The following is a 20,106-nucleotide window of genomic DNA, read 5'->3' on the forward strand; positions in this document are numbered from 1 at the left end:
ATGGCAATCTATATAAATGGCAAATCTATACACCCATTTATTAATGGCAAACGTATTGGAACGATTTATAGAGGCGGCAGTAAGGTTTATCAGGACTATGTCCCAGTCGGAACACTATTAGCAACAAACACTGATAATAATGTAACTGGTGATGACTTAATATTAAATTTGAGCGATAAAATTAGTCGAGCAAAGAATGGGATAACGATAACGTATACAAAATATTATGAATATCAGCAGGGTGGGCTCCCACAGCTTTCAGATTATGGAACGGGTCAAGGAAATATCCCTAAGAGTCAATTGGTAGTTGGAAAAACGGTTGTTTTACCAGTCAGTCCTTCCTTCGGTGGTTCATCCGGATTGTCTATCAAGATAGTGAGTGAAAAAAGTTTGCAGATTCCACATTTATTAATAAACGGCCCGTACAATGATGGATATTATCTATTTATGGGCAAAGTAGTAACTTACTAAGAAAGGATGAAAATAATGAATAATCTAAAATTGAATAGGTCGTTGCTCATGTCTGGTCTAGAAACGATTATGATTGGTGCCTACTTTGTAGCCAACTCATTTCGTTTTGCACGCCCGGACTTTTTTAATACGGTGGCTAGTCGCCTTGATGATCCGCCATTTGCCACAATCGCCATTATTTTAGGTACAATCACGGTAATTGTAGCCATATATAATATTCGGCCGTTAATTAGCTGGTGCTTTGTCGTTCTCACGTTTGTGTGGATCGTCTATGCGCTAGCTTTTCTTTTACAAAATATTGAGTTATGGGGACACCCATTTGCTCGGTTAGATTGTTGGCTGATGTTTGCCGTGGCCGGGCGATTGATTTTCGATGCGTGGGCTGGTGATACCGAATGAACTCAGGATTAATTCAAACGTTGCTAACGGTTGGCGGCGGTGTGATTGGCGGCATCATCACTTATTTTGGAACTAAAACGAAAGCTAGTTCTGACACTGAATCAGTTTACGCGCACTCAATGCCAGATATGATTGCTAAAGTTCAAGAATTGCTTGAACAGCTAGAATCAAAGAATGGCAAAATTGCTGAGCTAACGGCACAAGTTGAAGCACAGTCAACAACCATTGATGCTTTAACCAAGCAGGTTGGGGCAATGCAAGAAAAAATTGATAAATTAACAGGGGGACAAACAAAATGATGAAATTAGTAAATGATGTATTTAGTTGGTTAGTAAATGGTGGGGCAACGGTGATCGCAGTAATTGGCGGCACAATTGCAGTTAAGGCATGGCCTTTGGTTCATAAGATCCTTGATAATAAAGAAGCGACCACTAAGAGTGCCAAGACTAAGCAGCACTATGAACAGCTTGAACAATGGGCGGGGACGGCAGTGGCCGCAGTCTCAGTTAACCTTAACGCGATGGGTGCTGACAAGAAGAAAGAGGCTGTCCGCATTGTGAACCAACAACTGGCTGACCACAAGATCGATATCAACGTGGAAAACGTAGCTAATGCTGTGGAAGCGGCTTATCAAGCGTTTAAAGCGACCCAACCATCAACCAAATTAACTGCTTTGACAACCAGCGTGGCACACGTTGAAAAAGGCGGTTTAGTTGATACCACTAAGACGGCAACAAATGTACCAGATGGTAAAGAAATTGCTATTCCAGCCACTAAGGACACAGAAGACTAGGAGGTGCACCTATGACTGAATTTAATGACGTGGCGGTCTTTCAGCCAAAGACTAAAGCGTACTTTCAAAAGCTAAAGAGTCTTGGCAGTAAAGGAATCCTAGTCAAGCTGACTCAAGGTAGCGCTGACGGTACTGCCTACGTCAATGTGAGTGCCAAGGAACAGCTAGCTAACGCCAAGGCGGCTGGTTTACCAGTGGGCGCCTATCACTACCTAACTTGTAACTCGGCGCGGTATGGTTCCGATGACCCTATTGCCGAGGCTAAATGGTTTGTGATGTACTTGAAAGCATACGGTATCAATAAAACAGATCCAGTGATCGTTGACGTTGAAGATGGTTCACTCATGAGTAATGCCACTAAAGACGTTAAAAGCTTCGTTAAGTACGTTGAATCGCAAGGTTACAGCAATACGTGGGTTTACACTATGGGTAGCTGGTTCGGTTCCCGTATTTCATCTAGTGTTACTGACCGCTGGTGGATTGCAAGCTACGGCATTGCTAAACTAAATATTTCAGCTGCTAAAGCATGGCAATACACAGACAACTGGCACGGCCTAAGCGTTGATGGCAGCCACGATTACGGCTCTATGTTCAAGTATAAAGGGACCGAAAAGAGCGCTGCTAGCAAGCCTGCTAAGGCGTCATATTATGATTGGAACCCCAAGCTGATCCAAACTTTGACTAAGGTTGGCTTATATAAAGATACCGAATTTAAACACCGCGTCCGCTACTATCCGGCTGGTACACAATTCAAAATTAAAGATGTTGTAAAAACTAAAGCCGGAACGCCGCGATTACTAACGGATTCTGGCTTTTATATTACTGCCAATCGAGATAACGTAAAGAACTGGTACTACGTGACGAATCCTAAGCAGATCAAAGTGGTCAAGTCTACTTATCTGTATAAGGATAAGGACCGAACTAAGTGTATTCGCAAGTATGGAAAGGGTACGGTATTCACGATTACGGCCGTTGTTCGCTGGGGCGACATCTGGTTGCTTAAAACCGAGTCTGGATTTTATCTCACTGCCAACAAGAGCTATGTTAAAATTAATAACTAAACTTGACCCACATTATGTATATTTACCCCTCGCATAGGCAAAAGCGAAACTACTTGCGAAACTACTTGTATATTGAATGGTGTAAAATCAGTGATACCAAGCGGTTTAGAGATTTGTTGATGAGTTCTTCTTGGCCGCACTAATAATGTTAAAGCTCTTGGAACACCGATGTAGTGGTGATTCAAGAGCTTTTTTCTTTTGTCTTTGGGCTTAGCAAGAGTTGAAGGTATGCTAAAAAGTCGTCTGAATGCCGGTACATAGATATATCCAATACTTTGTTTTTGGCATTACTTAGAATTTGAAGCTTCGTTTTGGGCAGTAGGTAGGATGATTGACTAAGTCCCTGAATCTTGGTATTATTTGTATGAAGAAAAGTAGTTTTCTTCAGTTGGTCAGGCAACTATAAAATCAGATACTTGTTAGATAATTTAATCTAACGTCCGCTGGGGACAGAAAATTCAGATAGTTTTTGCTAGTTAACCACTAGCGTTCGCTGAGAACAGAAAAACCTGATGAAGATTGCTAATGAGTCTTTAAAAATAGACTTGTTAGCAATCTTTTTATTTTTGGTTAGAAACGAGTCGATATTTTGAAGTATCCACAAGAATATAAGCGTGCAACTTCGCAAGACCTTAAACGTATTAGACTGAAAATGAATGATTTAAAGATGGCTTTTAGTTATGTTGAAACTGAGCTGTGTGACCGTGAACGCTATTATTTTTATCAAAAAGCTGGAAAAGTGGCTGCTATTCAATTAAATGTTAAGCGGGAAAACTTCATGCACCTGTGTGGTTTGAGCTATAAAAATGGTGGTGCGAAACGTTTTTGGCATGACCTAAAACGCAATCATTTAGTTTTGGAAAACTTACTTGTAAAAGCGGATGGAACCACGTTTCAAAAACTACAGGTTATAAATTTACTGCCAGAATTAAGTAAATTAGATTTGAAGATCACTAGTGCTGGTAAGTATCTAAAACTTCAATATGACCATGCCATTAGAACTAGGAGAGAGCTAATGGCGATTGCGTTTCAATTTGACACGGATGGATATATTCCATTATCTCTTTTAAACTTAAGTGATACAAAGTTTAGAAATAATGAACTCTACGGTGTGCTGGCTATTGTAGACTGTTTTGAAAGTTCTAAAATATTGGTGGCTGCAACTAAAACTCCAGATTATTGGTTAACGAAGGTTCATCGCTAAGAAAATTAGAATAGATTTTTTTTAGCATTTTAGGCTAAGCAGAGTATTTGATATTCTAAGTAGTTGTTTGTAAAATGATGACGTAGTTCAGTCATCATGCATAGACAATAGTTGATCTTATGCTGGAAAATACCACAGTGAAAGTTCAAAATAATAGTCATCAAATTGATGGTATTTTCTGAGAAGACATAAGTTTCATTTTTATACGAATTACTAGGAGTTGAGCTAAATGCAAGCAACTAAGTTAAATAAAAATGAAGTCTACAATAAATTTATTAAAAAAATGAATGGTAGAACCGCTGCTGAAGTTGAGCGTGAAGCGTTAAATGCGATTCGACGTGATTTAGGAAAACCAAGCCTTGAAGCAGAAGCTAAACAAAAAAAGTCGAAATCAGTTGTGATTAAATCGGATGATAAACTGGCTAAAAAAATAATCAGCTTTTTTAAAGTCCTTTAAATAAGTGTTTTGTTGAAAAAACAGGTGTAGAGACTGACATAGTCTGAATATAGTTTTGCTAAGAATCTTTGGAGTACTATTAATTTAGTATTTTGAAGATTCTTTTTTATGTCTTGTTGTAACCCTAATTTATTTCAATAAAATCATGATCTTGTTTTTAAGCAAGCCATCATAATTGTCGTTTGGAGAAAATAATTGCGCCTAACGCGATGAAGCCAATTGCCCACATGCCATTTCCAACAGCTAATTGAGTTAGTGTGAGATGTGTCATGTGGCGATACGCTGGATTGCCGTATTCATTTTGCAAATTCAACATATTCAATGGATTCCAGCGCAAAATTCCCGTTAGTGGTCCGGCAACTTGTAATACCATTGCGGACAACCCTTCACCGAAGAAACAAACAGCCAAACTTACAGCAATCGTCACGCCACTGTTCCGTCCCAGACTTGCTAAGCAAAAGACTAAGCCGATAATTAATAAATTGCCATATAAATCCAGCTCGGCGTTAGCGACTAAGTTGTGTAGCAAACTTTGATGATAGAGATAGTTAGACTTGAGTTCTAGGTGTTGGTTTAAACCTAGCTGAATGAGCATTGTCGTTAAAATAGCCAATCCGTGTAAGCAAACACTAACCCCCACCATGACCAACCATTTAGCAAAATAAATTTGGTTACGACTGCGAACTTGCAAGGCAAGTTGCTTAATCGTGCCATATGCAAACTCCATCGTTACACAGGTTGCACTGAGAATAATCATTAAGATTGAGACCCATTGAAACCCTGAGTAGGCCACAGAAAAATAGAATTGTTGATCACTGTAGGTTGCGGTTAGTGTAAATCCGGCCACAAATAACATGAGCATGATGAGCACCCCCGCGGCCGCCCACAGACTCTTTTGATAACGTAACTTAAATAATTCTTGTTTAATCATAGTTATTTTCCTCCTCATGGTGAGTTAGTAGGGTTAAAACGGTTGTTTCTAAATCTGGTTGTGATTCATGAACTGTCAAAATGGGTAAGTTGGCGTTTACCAATATTCTCAAAATGTCATTTAACTGGCCATATGCAGTAGGCTGAAATCGGACATCGGCTCCAGCAACTAAAGTCACCTGTCGTGTCAGTAATAATTGACGAGCGCGTCGATCATCAGTTGTTTTCACCACGATTTCAGTTGGTCTGTCTTGTCTTATTTGCGCTAACGATGCTTGCAAAAGCACTTGTCCCTGGTCAATGACGATCACATCATCTAAAATTTTTTCAAGTTCACTTATTTGATGGCTAGAAATCAAGAAGGTTGTTCCGGCTTGTGCCAAGTGCTGGATGAGTTGGCGAAACGCTTGGACTGATTGCGGATCTAGGCCATTCATCGGTTCATCCAAAATGACCAGGCGCGGTCGTTTCACCAAGGCCATGGCAATCCCCAGTTTTTGTTTCATCCCCAACGAATAGTCACGTGCTCGGCGTTGTATATAGGATGCCATCCCCATCGTATCTACAATTGTTTGACTCTCCGCTGCTGATCCGTATAGTTGTAAATGCTGCCAGCCAGTTAAAAATGGATATAGTGCTGGACTTTCAATCAATGCGCCCGCAGATTCTTGAATAAATTGATGTTGCTGTGCGGTGACATTTTTACCGGCTAAGATGACCTGACCGGTAGTGCCGTTCAACAGCCCAATCATAATCTTCATTAACGTCGTTTTCCCGGCACCATTTGGGCCAATCAAGCCGACAATATGTCCCATCGGTAATGTTAATGACACATCATGCAAGATAACTTTACGGCCAAACCGTTTACTTAAATGTTTAATTTGGACAAGTGGCTCATTTTGCATATTTCCATCTCCAATTTCAATGACTATATTCAGCCTACGCGTTACCCGATTATCTGAAAATAGGCCCGGCAAAGTTTGTGGCGATGCTAGTAAACGTAGCCGATTTACGCTATGCTAGAAATAATAGCATTACCGGTATAACGGGATTACGAGGGGACAGGCTCATGACAACACGAACACTAGGTGCTCACTTAAAACACCTACGCCAAGCTAAAAAACTAACGCAAAATGATCTTGCCAGTCAGCTGCACGTGTCACGTCAGACGATTTCAAGCTGGGAAACCGATCGAAATCAGCCGGATTTGACAACCATTCAACAACTGGCCAATTTTTATCAAGTGTCATTGGATACGTTAGTTGCTGATCGTCCAGCCGACAAAATGATGACGACAAAGCCGCAACGAGCTATTGTGGTGATTTGGGCGTTACTTGCTGTATTGACGATTGAACGTATCACTCAGATGTCTACCTTCTCGGGTTATCATTGGGTTGATTTTTTGTGGTGCTGGTTAATAGGCTTGTTAGGCGTGTCCTGGTGGTCTAAAAGACATCATTCATCCCGAACAACGACTTATCTCGTTGCGGGCGGACTCTTGATTTTTGCTGGATTAGGCATCACGAGTGGTCTCGTCAATGCTTTTGATATGGGTTTTGGTCTAACGAATACTTGCTTTCTTTCAGGTGTCGTTGCGCTAATTACGGCTATTATCAGTATTCGACGGCAACGCCAAACTAATTAAAAAAAGCTGAACTCTTGAAATACGATTAATTTAGTATTTCAAGAGTTTTTTTATATTTCGTTATAAACTAAAGGTTGAAACTTACTCATCGTTAGTAGGACCTTACTAGAGCTGACGTGAATACCCCACCTTCGGCTGTCAGTGATTCTGCCAGCTGTGGGGACCGATTTCAGCCAAAAAGCGGGCTTCAATCTCGCTTGAAAGCCTAGCAAAACCACTAGTCTTTCAAGACGTCCACGTCGTAAGTCCGACAAAAACACTCGGACAACGACGTTTTCACGGCTGGCGCCATCACTGACAGCCTGCGGTTAAGCGACGATCATTGTTTAAAACAATGATTTGGTCACAAATCTAGCCGAGAGTGAGTCTAATCTGGGTCCAGCCGTGGGCGTTTCTTAGCGGTTTTTGCTTAGAAACTGGCGCTTTTGAAACGCCGACCTTTGCGGTTCAAAACGAAATCCAAGACCGAACTTTGGCTTGGATTGTCCATCCACAGCGTTCCGGCCCGGATTGGGCGAACGGTAGGCGGCAAGTTTCGCTATTTTTGACCGTTAAATGTCTATCCTATCAATGGTTAAGTCTAAAATTCAGCTTTCAACCTTTAGTTATAAACTTAATAAGTTTTAATTTTAGAGGACATTGCTTGTTCAAGTTACTTAATTCAGTTAATCTAGGATTAACCCCACAATAGTTGGTTATTATGAGGAGGAAGAAATTATGAAAACGTTGATGCCTTACTTCAAACGGTATCGAGTCGATATTTGGGTCGCCACGATTGCAGTCTTATTGTTAGTCTTTGCAACCTTGTGGCAACCGCGTTTATTACAAACAATAATGGAAGCGATTATAAAAAATGATCAAGCAACCGTCTTACGAGAAGGCCTATTACTACTTGTGCTAGCCGTCCTAGGGATTATTGGTGGGATCGTGAATACGATCTATTCTGCTCGTGTTGCCTTAGGGGTAGCGACCGACTTACGGGCTGATCTTTATGCCAAAGTCCAATCACTGGCTTATGCGGACGTGGAAAAGTTTGCGCCGTCCAACTTAGTGGTACGGATGACCAATGATATTAACCAAGTCCAACAAATTGTGATGGCTGGGTTTCAGCAGATTACGCGGATTCCGCTACTCTTTGTGGGGGCGTTAATTTTAGCCGTCATGACGATGCCGGAACAATGGTGGATCATTGTGGTTATGATGGTCGTGATTATCTTAGTGACCTTGGTAGCGGTGCGTCGGATGACGACGTATTTTGCCCAAACCCAAGAAGATATTGAACAGGTCAACACGCTGGCTCGTGAAAACCTAATGGGCATTCGGGTAGTTAAGTCATTTGTCCAAGAAAAGAATGAAATTAAAAAGTTTTCTAACGCATCCGATGAATTGACGAATGTGACCGCTAAAATTGGCTACTGGTTTGCGGTTTTGATGCCGGCGTTCTTTTTGATTGCCAATGTGGCGATGGGCGTTTCGGTGTATATTGTGGGACAAAACATCACGACGCATCCATCATACTTAGCGGCCATTACGAGTTTTATCTCCTATTTAATGCAAATTTTATTTGCAGTGATTAATGGGGGCTTCTTGATGACGTTTGCGTCACGGGCAGTGATTTCGATTGGCCGAATTAACGAAGTGATGACGACGACGCCTAGCATGACTTATGCTGATGGCCCAGTCGAACAGATTCCTGGTGATATTCAGTTTGATCATGTCACCTTTACGTATCCCGGCGATGATCAACCGACGTTAAAAGATGTGACGTTAACGATTCCCGCGGGCAGTATGTTGGGAATCGTCGGGGCAACCGGATCGGGTAAAACGACCTTAGCACAACTGATTGCCCGGCTTTATGATCCAGATGAAGGCCGGGTATTAATTGGGGGCGTTGATGTCCGTGAGTTACCGGAAAAAACGTTACGAAAAACGGTCGCGTATGTCTTGCAACGTTCGACCTTGTTCTCAGGCACGATTGCGGAAAATTTACGGCAAGTTAAGCCGGATGCTGAAGCACAGCACATGGCTTGGGCGGCTGATATCGCACAGGCAGCCGAATTTATTGATCAGTTACCGCAAACGTACGATGCGCCGGTGGAAGAACGGTCTCAAAATTTTTCCGGCGGGCAAAAACAACGGTTATCGATTACCCGTGGGGTGATTGCCAATCCAGAAATTCTCATTTTGGACGATGCCACGTCAGCGTTAGATGCCCGTTCGGAAAAATTAGTCCAAGAAGCCTTGGATCGTGAATTAAAAACGACAACCACGATTGTGATTGCCGAAAAGATTGCCTCAATCATTCGAGCAGATCAAATTATCGTTTTGGATGATGGTCAAATTGTGGGGCATGGCACACATCATGACTTATTAAAGACGAGTACGGTTTATCAAATGATTTATCAGACGCAAAAAGCGCGCGAGGAGGGGCTAAATGACTGACTTACGCAACGCCGGTAAATATTACTGGCATTATTTGAAACGTTACTGGTTCGGTTTTTTGATGAGCATTATCCTCATTGTGATTGCCACCTGGTGTATTGTGATGGCACCCACTTACTTGGGACGGGCGATTGAAGATTTAACCCAGTATTTACAACAATGGACCAATCAAGCCATGCGGGCCAAGGCCACATTACAGCCGTTTAATCAGACGTTAGTGACGTATATTCTCTTGTATATTGTCGAAGCGATCGCGTTATTTGTAGCGAGTTTGATTTTGGCGCGGGTCACGGCTTATTCGACTGGGACAATGCGGGTAGGCTTATTCCGTAAGTTGCAACGCATGCGGGTCCAGTATTTTGATACTCACCGAGATGGCGATATTTTAGCCCGGTTTACGTCGGACTTAGATAATATCTTTAATGCGATGAATCAGGCACTGCTAGAAATTCTGTTGGCAGTCGCCCAGTTTGTGGGACTCCTGATCGTGATGTTCAATCAAAATGTCACGATGGCGTGGGTCACCATGGCGTCAACGCCAATCACGTTAATCTTAGCTGCCTGGGTGATGCACAAAGCTAGTGTCGCGGTGAACCAACAACAAGATGACATCGGCCAACTAAATGGCTATATTAATGAACAAGTTACCGGTCAAAAAGTCTTGATCACAAATGGCCTGCAACAGGATTCCGTCAAAGGGTTCCAGAAATATAATGCCAAAGTTCGGCAGTCAGCCTTGACCGGGCAAATCTGGTCGGGAATCTTAAATCCATTAATGCAAGGGATGTCGCTCTTAAATACGGCAATCGTGATCTTCTTTGGCTCGTGGTTTGCGTTGAATGGGAATCTATCAACAGGGGCCGCGTTAGCATTAGTCGTCGTCTTCGTGAACTATGCGCAACAGTATTATCAACCCATCATGTCATTGACGAGTCTTTATAGCATGATCCAGTTAGCGATTACCGGTGCACGCCGGGTCGATGAAGTGCAGCAGCAACCAGATGAAGTTAATCCAGCTGACGGTCGTGCCCTAACCGCGATTGAAGATGAATTGAAGATCGATGATGTGCACTTTAGCTATTTACCCGGCAAAGAAATTTTGCATGGCGTCTCTATTCAGGTGAAACGTGGTGAAATGGTTGCGCTAGTTGGGCCAACTGGCTCAGGGAAAACGACCGTGATGAACTTACTGAATCGGTTCTACGATGTCGATAGTGGTGCGATCACCTTTGATGGTGTGAATATTCAAGATTTCGAGTTGTCGGCTTTGCGTCAACATGTCGGGATTGTCTTGCAAGATCCACAATTATTTAGTGGCACGATTGCGGATAATATTCGCTATGGGGAACCAACGGCAACGATGGATCGCGTGATTGATGCGGCGAAACAGGCCAACATTCATGACTTCATTGAAAGCTTGCCAGATGGTTATCAAACGCAAGTTTCTGATGAACAAAGTGTCTTTTCAGCCGGGCAAAAGCAATTGATGTCGATTGCGCGGACGATTTTGACAAATCCACAGCTCTTAATTTTAGATGAAGCGACATCTAACGTGGATACCGTTACGGAAGCCAAGATTCAAGCGGCGATGGATAATGTGATTCAGGGGCGGACGAGCTTTGTTATTGCCCATCGATTAAAGACAATCTTGAATGCGGATAAGATCGTGGTGTTGAAAGAGGGTCGCATTATTGAACAAGGTAGCCATCCTGAATTGTTAGCTGAAGACGGCTTTTACGCTGAGCTGTATCATAATCAGATGGTGTTTGATTAATTCAATAATTGGAGTCTTCCAAGATTATTGCCAATCTTGGAAGGCTTTTTAGTTAATAACTATGAGTTAATTCACGACAGTAGTATGATATGAACGAGCCACTTTGTTCATTAAACTAATAATCTAAAGGAGTCGGGGAATGATTATCAAAAGAGGATGGCTGATACTTATTGGTTTGAGTATTGGGGCAGGTTGGACCCAACTAGCTCATGCGAGTACCACCGTTAAGCAATCAGCAATAACACCAGTCGTTGCTAAGAAGACTTATTTAACTGCTAGTCAAACCGGTAAGCTTTATCAGTTTCAAGCAGCGGGTGAGCAGGTACAGTTAAAGGCTGTGCATCAATTGCGGAATTTTCCACATACTAAATGGACATGTACGCAACAAACTTATCTTTTTAAAAATGGTAAGAAGTATCTCTACTATTATGTTAAAAATAAAACTGGTAAATCGGGTTGGGTGTGGCATCAATATTTGAAGTTAACGGATGTTCGTTTAGCTGTTCCCTTAATTGGGCAGCGGCCACAGTTACCAACGGGATGTGAAATTACCGCAACGGCGATGATGCTACAGTATGCTGGTGCTAAAGTGACCAAAATGCAGTTAGCAAAAGAAATGCCGCGCAGTAGTAATCCTAATCGTGGTTTTGTCGGAAGTCCTTATAACAGCGTTGGTTGGGGACATTATGTTTATCCAGGCGGCCTAATGAGTACAGTAAAGCGGCATGTTGGAACCGCTGTGAACTTGACTGGAAGCCGATTGCCCAAGCTGAAGCAGGTTGTGACCAATAATCACCCAGTCGTTACCTGGATGGCTGGATTAGATGGTTTTCAAACGCATAGTATTACGGTTACCGGCTATTCGGCTAAACGAATTTATTATAATGATCCTTGGACGAAGCAAAAAACAAGTCTAAGTAATCAGCAATTTATAACCTATTGGCAAAAAAATCAATACCGAGCGCTTAGTTACTGATTATTGCAGTGCTAAACAAGTTATCAACTGACTTGTTTAGCGCTTTTTTTATATCTAAGTACAAATTAATTAATAAACTCACTCGCCAAACGGGTCATATCGATGTCAAGTGATCGAACAAAGCCGAAAGCTAGGCGTCAACCGTTTCTTAAGAAAAGTTAAAGCTAAATAATTGAAAGCGGTTAATCATCAACTTGTTTAAGAAAATATAAAGGAAACACTAAAAAAGACGTTCATTTGCTAAAAAAAACATAAAAATACGCTATATTGATACACAAAAAGCGATACAGAATACTGTATCACTTTTTGTGTATCAATATAAAGCCTTTAATATCGGTCTTTACCAATTAGTGTATTTTGGCACGGAAGTTGCATATATATTAGTGAGTGCAAAAAAGATTGCGCTTACAGTATCACAATAAAATTTAGTTACAGGCTATTTAGACATTATTTATTCATTTTCCTATGACTGTAACAAAAAAATAGGAGGTACAAAGATGGTAGGCATTATCATTGCTAGTCACGGTGAATTCGCTAAAGGCATTTATCAATCCGGATCAATGATTTTCGGTGAACAAGAAAACGTTCAACCGGTTACATTGATGCCTAGTGAAGGACCTGATGACATCAAGGCCAAATTGGAAAAGGCAATCGCTTCTTTCGATGACCAAGACCAAGTCTTATTCTTAGTCGACCTTTGGGGCGGCACACCATTCAACCAAGTTAACGGCTTGTTTGAAGCACATAAGGACAAATGGGCGATTGTCGCTGGTTTGAACTTACCAATGTTGATCGAAGCTTATGCTTCACGCTTATCAATGAATTCGGCGCACGAAATTGCGACCCATATCATTGAAACTGCTAAAGATGGGGTGAAGGTTCGTCCTGAAGCCTTAGCACCTAAAGAAGATGCTAAAGCAGCAGCTGTAGATAATTCAGCAAACGCTGGCCGTCCTGGGAAATTCGAATACGTGCTTGCACGGATCGATTCTCGTTTACTTCATGGTCAAGTTGCAACTGCTTGGAGTAAAACAGTTAACCCAACTCGGATTATCGTTGTTTCTGATAACGTTGCCAAAGACAACTTACGGACACAAATGATTATTCAAGCGGCACCAAATGGTGTTAAAGCGCATGTCATTCCAATCGATCAAATGATCAAGATTGCCAAAGATGACAAACACTTCGGTGGTCAAAAAGCGTTGCTCTTATTTGAAACCCCTCAAGATGCTTTGAAAGCAATCAAGGGTGGCGTACCGTTGGATACCTTGAACATCGGTTCAATGGCACATTCAGTTGGTAAAGTTCAACCAAACAAGGTTTTAGCTTTCGATCAAGATGATATCGATACTTACAAAGAACTTGAAAAGATGGGCGTCAAGATGGATGTTCGTAAAGTTCCTACCGATGGTCAAGAAAACCTTGATCACATCATGGATAAAGCTGAAAAATTGTTAAAAGAACAAGCTAATAGTTAATTATCGGAGAAAAATGGAGGATTAAATCATGAATTTGAACGCAATTCAAATGATTTTAGTCGTACTAGTCGCATTTTTAGCTGGTATGGAAGGTATTTTGGATGAATTCCATTTCCATCAACCAGTTGTTGCATGTGCCTTGATCGGCTTAGTTACTGGACAATTAGTTCCATGTATTATTTTAGGTGGTAGTCTTCAAATGTTGGCCCTTGGTTGGTCAAACGTTGGTGCCGCCGTTGCCCCTGATGCTGCTTTAGCATCAATTGCATCTGCAATTATTTTAGTTCTTGGTGGCCAAGGTAAAGCCGGAGTTTCTTCTGCTATTGCTATCGCCATTCCTTTAGCCGTTGCTGGTTTATTATTAACCATCATCGCACGTACAATCGCTACGTTAATGGTCCATGCAATGGACCGTGCTGCTGAAGAAGGTAGTTTTGCTAAAATTGACATGTGGCAAGTTATTGGTATTTGTATGCAAGGGTTACGTATCGCTATTCCAGCTGCTTTAATCTTGGCTGTTGGTGCTGGTCCCGTTAAAGCAATGTTGAACGCAATGCCTGCTTGGTTGACTGATGGTTTGTCAATCGGTGGTGGGATGGTCGTTGCCGTTGGGTATGCCATGGTTATTAACATGATGGCTTCTCGCGAAATGTGGCCATTCTTTGCCTTAGGTTTTGCTCTTGCTGCTATCAGCGAATTGACGTTGATCGCTTTAGGTGCTATTGGTGTTGCCATGGCTCTCATCTACTTGAACCTTTCTAAAATGGGTGGTTCAGGCAACGGTGGCGGTTCTGGTACCGGTGACCCTGTCGGCGATATTATCGATAAGTATTAGAGAAGGAGGAAAACTAAAATGGCTGATCAAATTAAATTAACTAAAAGTGATCGTGTTAAAGTTTGGTGGCGTTCGAACTTCCTCCAAGGTTCATGGAACTACGAACGTATGCAAAATGGTGGTTGGGCTTACACGTTAATCCCAGCTCTAAAGAAATTATATACAACTAAAGAAGACCGTGCCGCTGCTTTGAAGCGTCACTTGGAATTCTTCAATACTCATCCATACGTGGCTTCACCAATTATTGGTGTTACCTTAGCTCTTGAAGAAGAACGGGCCAATGGGGCTCCCATTGACGACGTTACGATTCAAGGGGTTAAAGTTGGGATGATGGGTCCTTTGGCTGGTGTTGGTGATCCAGTGTTCTGGTTTACCGCTAAGCCAATTATCGGGGCCTTAGCTGCTTCCCTTGCTTTGGGTGGTAGTATCATGGGACCAATCTTGTATTTCGTTGTTTGGAATGCAATTCGTATCGGATTTATGTACTATACACAAGAATTCGGTTATAAAGCCGGTTCTGCTATTACTGAAGATTTATCTGGTGGTATCTTACAAGACATTACTAAAGGTGCTTCTATCTTAGGGATGTTCATCTTACCAGCATTGATTGAACGCTGGGTTGTTGTTGACTTCAGTCCAGTTAAAGTTTCAAGTATCAAGCAAGCTTCTGGTGCTTACATTGACTGGGACAAATTGCCAAAGGGTGCTCAAGGTATCAAAGAAGCCTTGACACAACAAAAAGCTGGTTTGTCACTCGATAAGTACAAAGTTACAACTTTGCAAGATAACTTAAATCAATTAATCCCTGGTTTTGCTGCTTTGTTGATTACTTTCCTCTGCATGTGGTTATTGAAGAAGAAAGTTTCACCAATCATCATCATCTTCGGTTTATTCGCTTTTGGTGTTATCATGCATGTTCTTGGTGTTATGTAGAAAAAGATTTCAGTCTGAGTCTTTGACTTAGATCATTGGGATGGACTCTTTGGAGTTCATCTCTTTTTGTTAAACGGCGCCTTTGCGAAAAAGCTGCCGGCGCCGTATAATCGGTGTTATCAAGAGAAAGAAATGGAGTCAGTCAGATGGTCCAATCTATTAATACAAAGGTCGACTTAGTCATTGCTGGTAATTCTCATTTAGGATTAACCGATTATGGCAAAATTATGGTCGGGGACAAAGGGTTTGAATTTTACGATGATCGAAATGTTCGGAATTATATTCAAATTCCATGGGATGAAGTTGATTCAGTAATTGTGTCAGTAGTCTTTAAGGGTAAGTGGATTCCTCGGTATGCTTTGAAGACTAAGAAAAATGGGACTTATGCTTTTTCTTCTAAGAATCCGAAGAAAGTTTTGCGAGCTATTCGTAAATACATTGAGCCGGATCGTATTCTTCAATCCTTGACATTCTTTGACGTCATGAAACGATTATTTAAGGGTAAGAATCGGGACAATTATTTAAAGTAGGCTGAAATCTACTTGAAGGGCCAGTATCGAGAGAGCTGGTCCTTTTCTTACGAATTATTGTTAGCTCTTTCAGATTATACAGCTAGGTTAGTTTTAACATACTTGAAAAGATATATTGAGAGAAAATAATGTATGAATATATCAATAATCGGGGGTATCGTACTTTAATTAACGTTAAAAACATTGGCAGTCTCGCTAGGATCAATGGCAACTTTAATTCCATCAATTTCGATGGGAATGATTCTTGGGCGCACCAATTGGACAAGTGGTATTTTTAGGTGTTGCCAATGTAGTTGAGGTTTCTTGGAGCTGGTTGGGTTTTACAATTGGCTGTGGTTTGATCGTGTTATTTATTATCTTTGGAACTAGTCAAATGAAAGAGCCTGCCCTAATTGATGACTAAGTAAGGTGTAAATTACGATAGTCATTTGAATTTAGCAACTAACGTCAATTGGCGCTAGTTGCTTTTTTTGATTAAAAATAAATGATTAATCTTATTGAAATTTAATTATTTCTCTTCTAAAATTAGGCATTAGGAGGGGATACCAATGAAATTAAGGACGTTATTAGGGGATTATCTCAAAGGATTAGTGTGTTATGTGATCGTGGGCTACTTTGTGACCGCTAATCCTGATGGCACACTCAATTGGCACTGGAATGTGCTGAATATATGGCTGACTAGTTCTTACTTGATTTTTTACCCGCTGTTATTGAATCGGGTGCCACAACTACGGCGGCCGTGGTTAGCGATGAAGTCATTGACTAACTCAGGTTTTAAAGCGAGTCTCGATGATCGTTCAAGTTATCATCAAGCAACCAATCCGGTGATGAATCGCTATGACATGGCTGACCGAATGCAACGTCAAGATGATGGGGCGAATCTTGCCATCACGCTATTAGTGCGCGGCGTCTATATGCTTATCGCGATACCTGGACTGATTATTTATGGCATATGGACTGGTATTAAAAAAGCCAGCTAAAGTAGTTAGGTGAGTTATTTTTACCCAAATAATTCTTGTTACTCGTACATCATCGTGCTACTATGCAGACATGCAGGCTGGGGTTATGAGCTAGTGTCAAATCGGTTTAGGAGGAGTTAGGTTGATGCAAGATAAAGGGGATTTGTTCAGGGGACAAGGCGGTGCTAGTGATGCCAATTAAGCTAGTCAAATGGATCGTGGGCTTGTTAGTTGCTGGGATATTAGTGATTGGTTTCAAGCAGACGTTGTTTGCGTATCATCGCAAGGCTGCCGCTCAGCCAGAAAAAACAACTAAAGTTGCGGTTAAATCGAAAACGACTCGGCACGTTAAGTCGACCAGTCAGTCGATAGATTGGCACAAGCCCTCAATGACTAAGGCCTATCCAGATTTAGCGGCGCATCCGCAAGTTAAGCTAGAAGTCTCCATTGCCAAGCAACGTGTGTATTTAATTGATCAAGGCAAGACCTTGTACACGATGCGCGCATCAACGGGGAAAAAGGGTTCAGCAACGCCAAAAGGGCACTTTAAAATTCAAGCAGAACGTGGGACACACTTTTATAATGCGGCTTCTGGTGAAGGTGCGAATTATTGGGTGTCATTTAAAGATCATGGTATTTATTTGTTCCATTCAGTCCCAGTTGACGCTAGCGGGCACTATGTGGCAAAAGAGGCGGAACAGTTGGGGAAGAAATCAAATTCCCATGGTTGCGTGCGGTTGTCCATTGCGGATGCAAAGTGGTTGTATGAGCATATTCGACAGGGGACCCCGGTGATTATTAGCTAAAAATCGTGTTGTTTTGACAAGTGCTACCTGTTTATATAACACGTAAAACTTAAATTCTTTCTGAAGAATTCTATAAATGTCGATACACTGGCATTGTCGAATTCTTTTTTGTTGAATGATTTTTATATCGATTGACCGGTATATACTCAAATGAACTTTGTATAGTTTATTTTTAAAATGATAAAAATCAAATTGGTAGTTGATAAAATTTTGATTGTAATGTTATTTGGAAAATGATGAAAATGAATTATGTTATGCCATCATCAGCAGTGAATGCTTTGTAAATAAACTGAATGGAAAGAAATTAGTGAATTTATTTTTTAATCTATGAAAATATAGATAATTTAAGGTCCTTGCTAACATGGAGTTCCCTGATATATACTCTGTCTTGTAATTACAAATCATATTTCTTGCAAGAAATAATTACAGTTTAGGGGGACGCACATGCAAATCAGAACAGCACTATTTGCGACTGCCGCATTGTTTTCTGTCGGTATGTCCACTATTGCACCAACTGTTTCAGCACATCAGTCCACAACACCAAACACATCCACAGATCAATCAGTGAATATTCCTGATAATGCTGATTTAAGTACTATCCTAAAAGGTATGCCTAAAAAGTTAGCTAATTGGGATAAAAAATCAGGAGATATGCCTGTTAAAACAACACGTGATACTACAGACAACGACTTTTGGTTGAAGCTTTATGCTACTGATAAAAAAGCAGGTTATGCTGAAACTCCTTACCGAGTTAAGCAAAACACTTCAGGGGTTTATGAAATCACCACTCAACATAGCCGAAACTATCGAAATCCAGGTTGGGTTCGCGGGAGTAATGGTTATATAAATGTACCACGATATAATGATGCTGCAGGGCATTATTATGATCTTGCGTACAATCGCTCAATCCATATGTACAATACGGTAAAAGAAAACGGTCATAAAATGACAGCTATCGTAGCCGGTGCTGATCCTGGTAAAGAAAACTTCATCTGGGGTCGCTGGAGTCCCGATAGTAAATAAATTTTAATAGCTTTTTTACGGCCTCGCTTATGCGGGGCTTTAATATATTTTGAAACAATTTAAGATTTCAACAGTTCGAATATTTAAACCACTTCTAGGAGACTATTTTATGTATAAATACCTATTCTCACGTTTGGTCAGACGACCTGGTTTCTATTTCGCCATTTTACTAGGTAGCCTGATCACATTGGCCCAGGTGCCAGAAATTTTAAATATCGGTAACAGATTGCAAACTTCATTGTATACTCACTGGATTGAAAGTTTTACCGGATCTCCACTACCGCAGATTTATTGGATGGTATTTCCACTACTAGTGGCTATTCCGTTTGCAAGTATTTTAAGATCCGATCAAAAGAATAATTATTTTTACTTGATACAGGTGCAGGGACACTCAAAAAAGTATATGAACAGAGCTTTTATAATGAACTTTCTTGTGGGTGGGACGGTTGGAACTATTCCGTTAATGTTGAATTTTTATATTTTAGCAACTATTTTACCAGCAATTAAGCCCAACCTGGTATTAGATGGAGATGGAAACATAACAATCAACAAAATGTCTTTAACTATATTCCCAGATCTTTATTATAGTCATCCTTTAATACATGTCTTTCTATTTTTGTTCATTGCCTTCCTAGTTGGTGGATTACTCGCAGCTTTGGCATTTAGTATTGGAATGTGGACTAGGTCTGTATTTGTGACAGTCAGTAGTTCGTTTATTTTAATTTACATGGCCAGATTCTTTATTCCCTTATCGGACGATATTTGGGGAAGTTCAGTTATTCCAACAACATATGCTAATCAAACTGGCATGATTCATGGAATTAGTTTCCCGTTAATAGTTTTTAGTTATGCTATCTTTATGACGCTGACTTTGCTTATTTTTATGAGAGGCAGAAGAAGATATGCAATTTAAGAACTCTTTAAAGATCAGTATTTCTTTAATCAGCACAAATTTAAAATATAAGTGGATATATATCATTACGGCTATGCTTTTCATTTATGGATTCATGAATGTACACAAAACAATGCCACCAATGCTTAACTTTATTAATAACAGTGGTTCAGAAATGAATTACGTATTTATTATTATCCCTTGCTTTTGTTTCTGGTATGCGTGGAGCATGTCCCACCTTGATCAAACCATTAAAGCACATTTGTTACAGCGACCAATATATGTTTCTGTGATGATAGCTAACTCAATCGTCAATTCGCTAGTTTATAGTTTCTTTATAGGCGTAACTATGTTTTTATCTGTCGGTGTTCGACAAGGTGTTACGCTATATTTCTTCTATCGTACAATCAATCTTTACGTTCTATTAATTTGGATATTATCCATGTTTGGATATCTCCTTTTTATCTCGGTTATGATGACTTGTATTTATCAATTCGT

22 protein-coding genes are annotated in these 20,106 nt (G+C 40.7%); 20 read left to right on the plus strand and 2 right to left on the minus strand.

The features are described 5' to 3' along the window. The 7 genes from FFM84_RS16105 to FFM84_RS08210 all read left to right on the plus strand — a co-directional run. The coding region (locus FFM84_RS16105; protein ID WP_130844777.1) for a hypothetical protein at nt 1–471 on the plus strand (471 nt) is incomplete at its 5' end. A gap of 15 nt (nt 472–486) precedes the next feature. Continuing rightward, nucleotides 487–870, plus strand: a complete 384-nt coding sequence (locus FFM84_RS08185; protein ID WP_130844005.1) for a hypothetical protein — start codon at nt 487–489, stop codon at nt 868–870. Further along, nucleotides 867–1,169, plus strand: a complete 303-nt coding sequence (locus FFM84_RS08190) for an ead/Ea22-like family protein (protein ID WP_130844782.1) — start codon at nt 867–869, stop codon at nt 1,167–1,169. Before FFM84_RS08185 ends, FFM84_RS08190 begins: the two co-directional genes overlap by 4 nt. Continuing rightward, the gene (locus FFM84_RS08195; RefSeq protein WP_130844783.1) at nt 1,166–1,663 is read left to right on the plus strand and encodes a phage holin, LLH family; all 498 of its coding nucleotides are present in this window, start codon (nt 1,166–1,168) and stop codon (nt 1,661–1,663) included. Before FFM84_RS08190 ends, FFM84_RS08195 begins: the two co-directional genes overlap by 4 nt. A gap of 11 nt (nt 1,664–1,674) precedes the next feature. Then, nucleotides 1,675–2,724, plus strand: coding sequence for a DUF5776 domain-containing protein (locus tag FFM84_RS08200; RefSeq protein WP_130844784.1), 1,050 nt, complete (start codon nt 1,675–1,677; stop codon nt 2,722–2,724). Between the two features lie 589 nt (nt 2,725–3,313). Then, a complete protein-coding gene (locus FFM84_RS08205; RefSeq protein ID WP_130844785.1) occupies nt 3,314–3,928 on the plus strand; it encodes a PBECR4 domain-containing protein in 615 nt (204 codons plus the stop codon). A 229-nt stretch (nt 3,929–4,157) separates the two neighbouring features. Beyond that, nucleotides 4,158–4,385 carry a hypothetical protein gene (locus FFM84_RS08210; RefSeq protein ID WP_130844786.1) on the plus strand — a complete coding sequence of 76 codons (228 nt, stop codon included), beginning with the start codon at nt 4,158–4,160 and terminating at the stop codon, nt 4,383–4,385. A 169-nt stretch (nt 4,386–4,554) separates the two neighbouring features. Here the strand turns inward: FFM84_RS08210 and FFM84_RS08215 are convergent, their stop codons facing one another. Together FFM84_RS08215 and FFM84_RS08220 are read right to left on the minus strand one after the other, a co-directional pair. Next, nucleotides 4,555–5,316 carry an ABC transporter permease gene (locus FFM84_RS08215; RefSeq protein ID WP_165444268.1) on the minus strand — a complete coding sequence of 254 codons (762 nt, stop codon included), beginning with the start codon at nt 5,314–5,316 and terminating at the stop codon, nt 4,555–4,557. Next, nucleotides 5,309–6,220: an ABC transporter ATP-binding protein gene (locus FFM84_RS08220; RefSeq protein WP_130844788.1), complete on the minus strand. Its 912-nt coding sequence runs from the start codon at nt 6,218–6,220 to the stop codon at nt 5,309–5,311. The genes FFM84_RS08215 and FFM84_RS08220 overlap by 8 nt, the downstream gene beginning before the upstream one ends. Before the next feature lie 164 nt (nt 6,221–6,384). Here FFM84_RS08220 and FFM84_RS08225 point away from each other — a divergent pair, with 164 nt between their 5' ends. The 13 genes from FFM84_RS08225 to FFM84_RS08280 all read left to right on the plus strand — a co-directional run bounded on the left by FFM84_RS08225 (nt 6,385) and on the right by FFM84_RS08280 (nt 19,629). Further along, nucleotides 6,385–6,960 carry a helix-turn-helix domain-containing protein gene (locus FFM84_RS08225; protein WP_165444267.1) on the plus strand — a complete coding sequence of 192 codons (576 nt, stop codon included), beginning with the start codon at nt 6,385–6,387 and terminating at the stop codon, nt 6,958–6,960. Nucleotides 6,961–7,677: 717 nt separating this feature from the next. Then, nucleotides 7,678–9,402 (plus strand): ABC transporter ATP-binding protein, encoded by a 1,725-nt coding sequence (locus tag FFM84_RS08230; RefSeq protein WP_130844790.1) that lies wholly within the window; start codon nt 7,678–7,680, stop codon nt 9,400–9,402. Next, complete coding sequence (locus FFM84_RS08235) at nt 9,395–11,176, plus strand: ABC transporter ATP-binding protein (protein WP_130844791.1); 1,782 nt, start codon at nt 9,395–9,397, stop codon at nt 11,174–11,176. Before FFM84_RS08230 ends, FFM84_RS08235 begins: the two co-directional genes overlap by 8 nt. 139 nt (nt 11,177–11,315) lie before the next feature. Further along, the gene (locus FFM84_RS08240; RefSeq protein WP_130844792.1) at nt 11,316–12,152 is read left to right on the plus strand and encodes a C39 family peptidase; all 837 of its coding nucleotides are present in this window, start codon (nt 11,316–11,318) and stop codon (nt 12,150–12,152) included. 497 nt (nt 12,153–12,649) lie between these two features. Next, the gene (locus FFM84_RS08245; protein ID WP_130844793.1) at nt 12,650–13,630 is read left to right on the plus strand and encodes a mannose/fructose/sorbose PTS transporter subunit IIA; all 981 of its coding nucleotides are present in this window, start codon (nt 12,650–12,652) and stop codon (nt 13,628–13,630) included. A 28-nt stretch (nt 13,631–13,658) separates the two neighbouring features. After that, entirely contained in the window at nt 13,659–14,465 is an 807-nt protein-coding gene (locus FFM84_RS08250; RefSeq protein WP_130844794.1) for a PTS mannose/fructose/sorbose transporter subunit IIC, read from the plus strand. Nucleotides 14,466–14,483: 18 nt separating this feature from the next. Then, nucleotides 14,484–15,398 carry a PTS system mannose/fructose/sorbose family transporter subunit IID gene (locus tag FFM84_RS08255; protein WP_130844795.1) on the plus strand — a complete coding sequence of 305 codons (915 nt, stop codon included), beginning with the start codon at nt 14,484–14,486 and terminating at the stop codon, nt 15,396–15,398. A 146-nt stretch (nt 15,399–15,544) separates the two neighbouring features. Next, on the plus strand, nt 15,545–15,928 hold the full coding sequence (locus FFM84_RS08260; RefSeq protein ID WP_130844796.1) for a DUF956 family protein: 384 nt from the start codon (nt 15,545–15,547) through the stop codon (nt 15,926–15,928). A gap of 244 nt (nt 15,929–16,172) precedes the next feature. Beyond that, a complete protein-coding gene (locus tag FFM84_RS16110; protein ID WP_165450296.1) occupies nt 16,173–16,331 on the plus strand; it encodes a hypothetical protein in 159 nt (52 codons plus the stop codon). Between the two features lie 145 nt (nt 16,332–16,476). Continuing rightward, nucleotides 16,477–16,908, plus strand: coding sequence for a hypothetical protein (locus FFM84_RS08265; protein WP_130844797.1), 432 nt, complete (start codon nt 16,477–16,479; stop codon nt 16,906–16,908). A 170-nt stretch (nt 16,909–17,078) separates the two neighbouring features. Continuing rightward, nucleotides 17,079–17,693, plus strand: a complete 615-nt coding sequence (locus tag FFM84_RS08270; RefSeq protein ID WP_130844798.1) for a L,D-transpeptidase — start codon at nt 17,079–17,081, stop codon at nt 17,691–17,693. Between the two features lie 444 nt (nt 17,694–18,137). Next, nucleotides 18,138–18,716, plus strand: coding sequence for a DUF2712 domain-containing protein (locus FFM84_RS08275; protein ID WP_130844799.1), 579 nt, complete (start codon nt 18,138–18,140; stop codon nt 18,714–18,716). Between the two features lie 109 nt (nt 18,717–18,825). Then, nucleotides 18,826–19,629, plus strand: a complete 804-nt coding sequence (locus tag FFM84_RS08280) for a hypothetical protein (RefSeq protein ID WP_130844800.1) — start codon at nt 18,826–18,828, stop codon at nt 19,627–19,629. Nucleotides 19,630–20,106 lie beyond the last annotated feature (477 nt).

This window comes from Lactiplantibacillus mudanjiangensis, assembly GCF_005405385.1.
Lineage (GTDB): Bacteria > Bacillota > Bacilli > Lactobacillales > Lactobacillaceae > Lactiplantibacillus > Lactiplantibacillus mudanjiangensis.

Coding starts and splice junctions, on each gene's coding strand:
- FFM84_RS08185 (WP_130844005.1), top strand. CDS start 487: ATGAATAATCTAAAATTGAATAGGTCGTTGCTCATGTCTGGTCTAGAA.
- FFM84_RS08190 (WP_130844782.1), top strand. CDS start 867: ATGAACTCAGGATTAATTCAAACGTTGCTAACGGTTGGCGGCGGTGTG.
- FFM84_RS08195 (WP_130844783.1), top strand. CDS start 1,166: ATGATGAAATTAGTAAATGATGTATTTAGTTGGTTAGTAAATGGTGGG.
- FFM84_RS08200 (WP_130844784.1), top strand. CDS start 1,675: ATGACTGAATTTAATGACGTGGCGGTCTTTCAGCCAAAGACTAAAGCG.
- FFM84_RS08210 (WP_130844786.1), top strand. CDS start 4,158: ATGCAAGCAACTAAGTTAAATAAAAATGAAGTCTACAATAAATTTATT.
- FFM84_RS08215 (WP_165444268.1), bottom strand. CDS start 5,316: ATGATTAAACAAGAATTATTTAAGTTACGTTATCAAAAGAGTCTGTGG.
- FFM84_RS08220 (WP_130844788.1), bottom strand. CDS start 6,220: ATGCAAAATGAGCCACTTGTCCAAATTAAACATTTAAGTAAACGGTTT.
- FFM84_RS08225 (WP_165444267.1), top strand. CDS start 6,385: ATGACAACACGAACACTAGGTGCTCACTTAAAACACCTACGCCAAGCT.
- FFM84_RS08230 (WP_130844790.1), top strand. CDS start 7,678: ATGAAAACGTTGATGCCTTACTTCAAACGGTATCGAGTCGATATTTGG.
- FFM84_RS08235 (WP_130844791.1), top strand. CDS start 9,395: ATGACTGACTTACGCAACGCCGGTAAATATTACTGGCATTATTTGAAA.
- FFM84_RS08240 (WP_130844792.1), top strand. CDS start 11,316: ATGATTATCAAAAGAGGATGGCTGATACTTATTGGTTTGAGTATTGGG.
- FFM84_RS08245 (WP_130844793.1), top strand. CDS start 12,650: ATGGTAGGCATTATCATTGCTAGTCACGGTGAATTCGCTAAAGGCATT.
- FFM84_RS08250 (WP_130844794.1), top strand. CDS start 13,659: ATGAATTTGAACGCAATTCAAATGATTTTAGTCGTACTAGTCGCATTT.
- FFM84_RS08255 (WP_130844795.1), top strand. CDS start 14,484: ATGGCTGATCAAATTAAATTAACTAAAAGTGATCGTGTTAAAGTTTGG.
- FFM84_RS08260 (WP_130844796.1), top strand. CDS start 15,545: ATGGTCCAATCTATTAATACAAAGGTCGACTTAGTCATTGCTGGTAAT.
- FFM84_RS08265 (WP_130844797.1), top strand. CDS start 16,477: ATGAAATTAAGGACGTTATTAGGGGATTATCTCAAAGGATTAGTGTGT.
- FFM84_RS08270 (WP_130844798.1), top strand. CDS start 17,079: ATGCCAATTAAGCTAGTCAAATGGATCGTGGGCTTGTTAGTTGCTGGG.
- FFM84_RS08275 (WP_130844799.1), top strand. CDS start 18,138: ATGCAAATCAGAACAGCACTATTTGCGACTGCCGCATTGTTTTCTGTC.
- FFM84_RS08280 (WP_130844800.1), top strand. CDS start 18,826: ATGTATAAATACCTATTCTCACGTTTGGTCAGACGACCTGGTTTCTAT.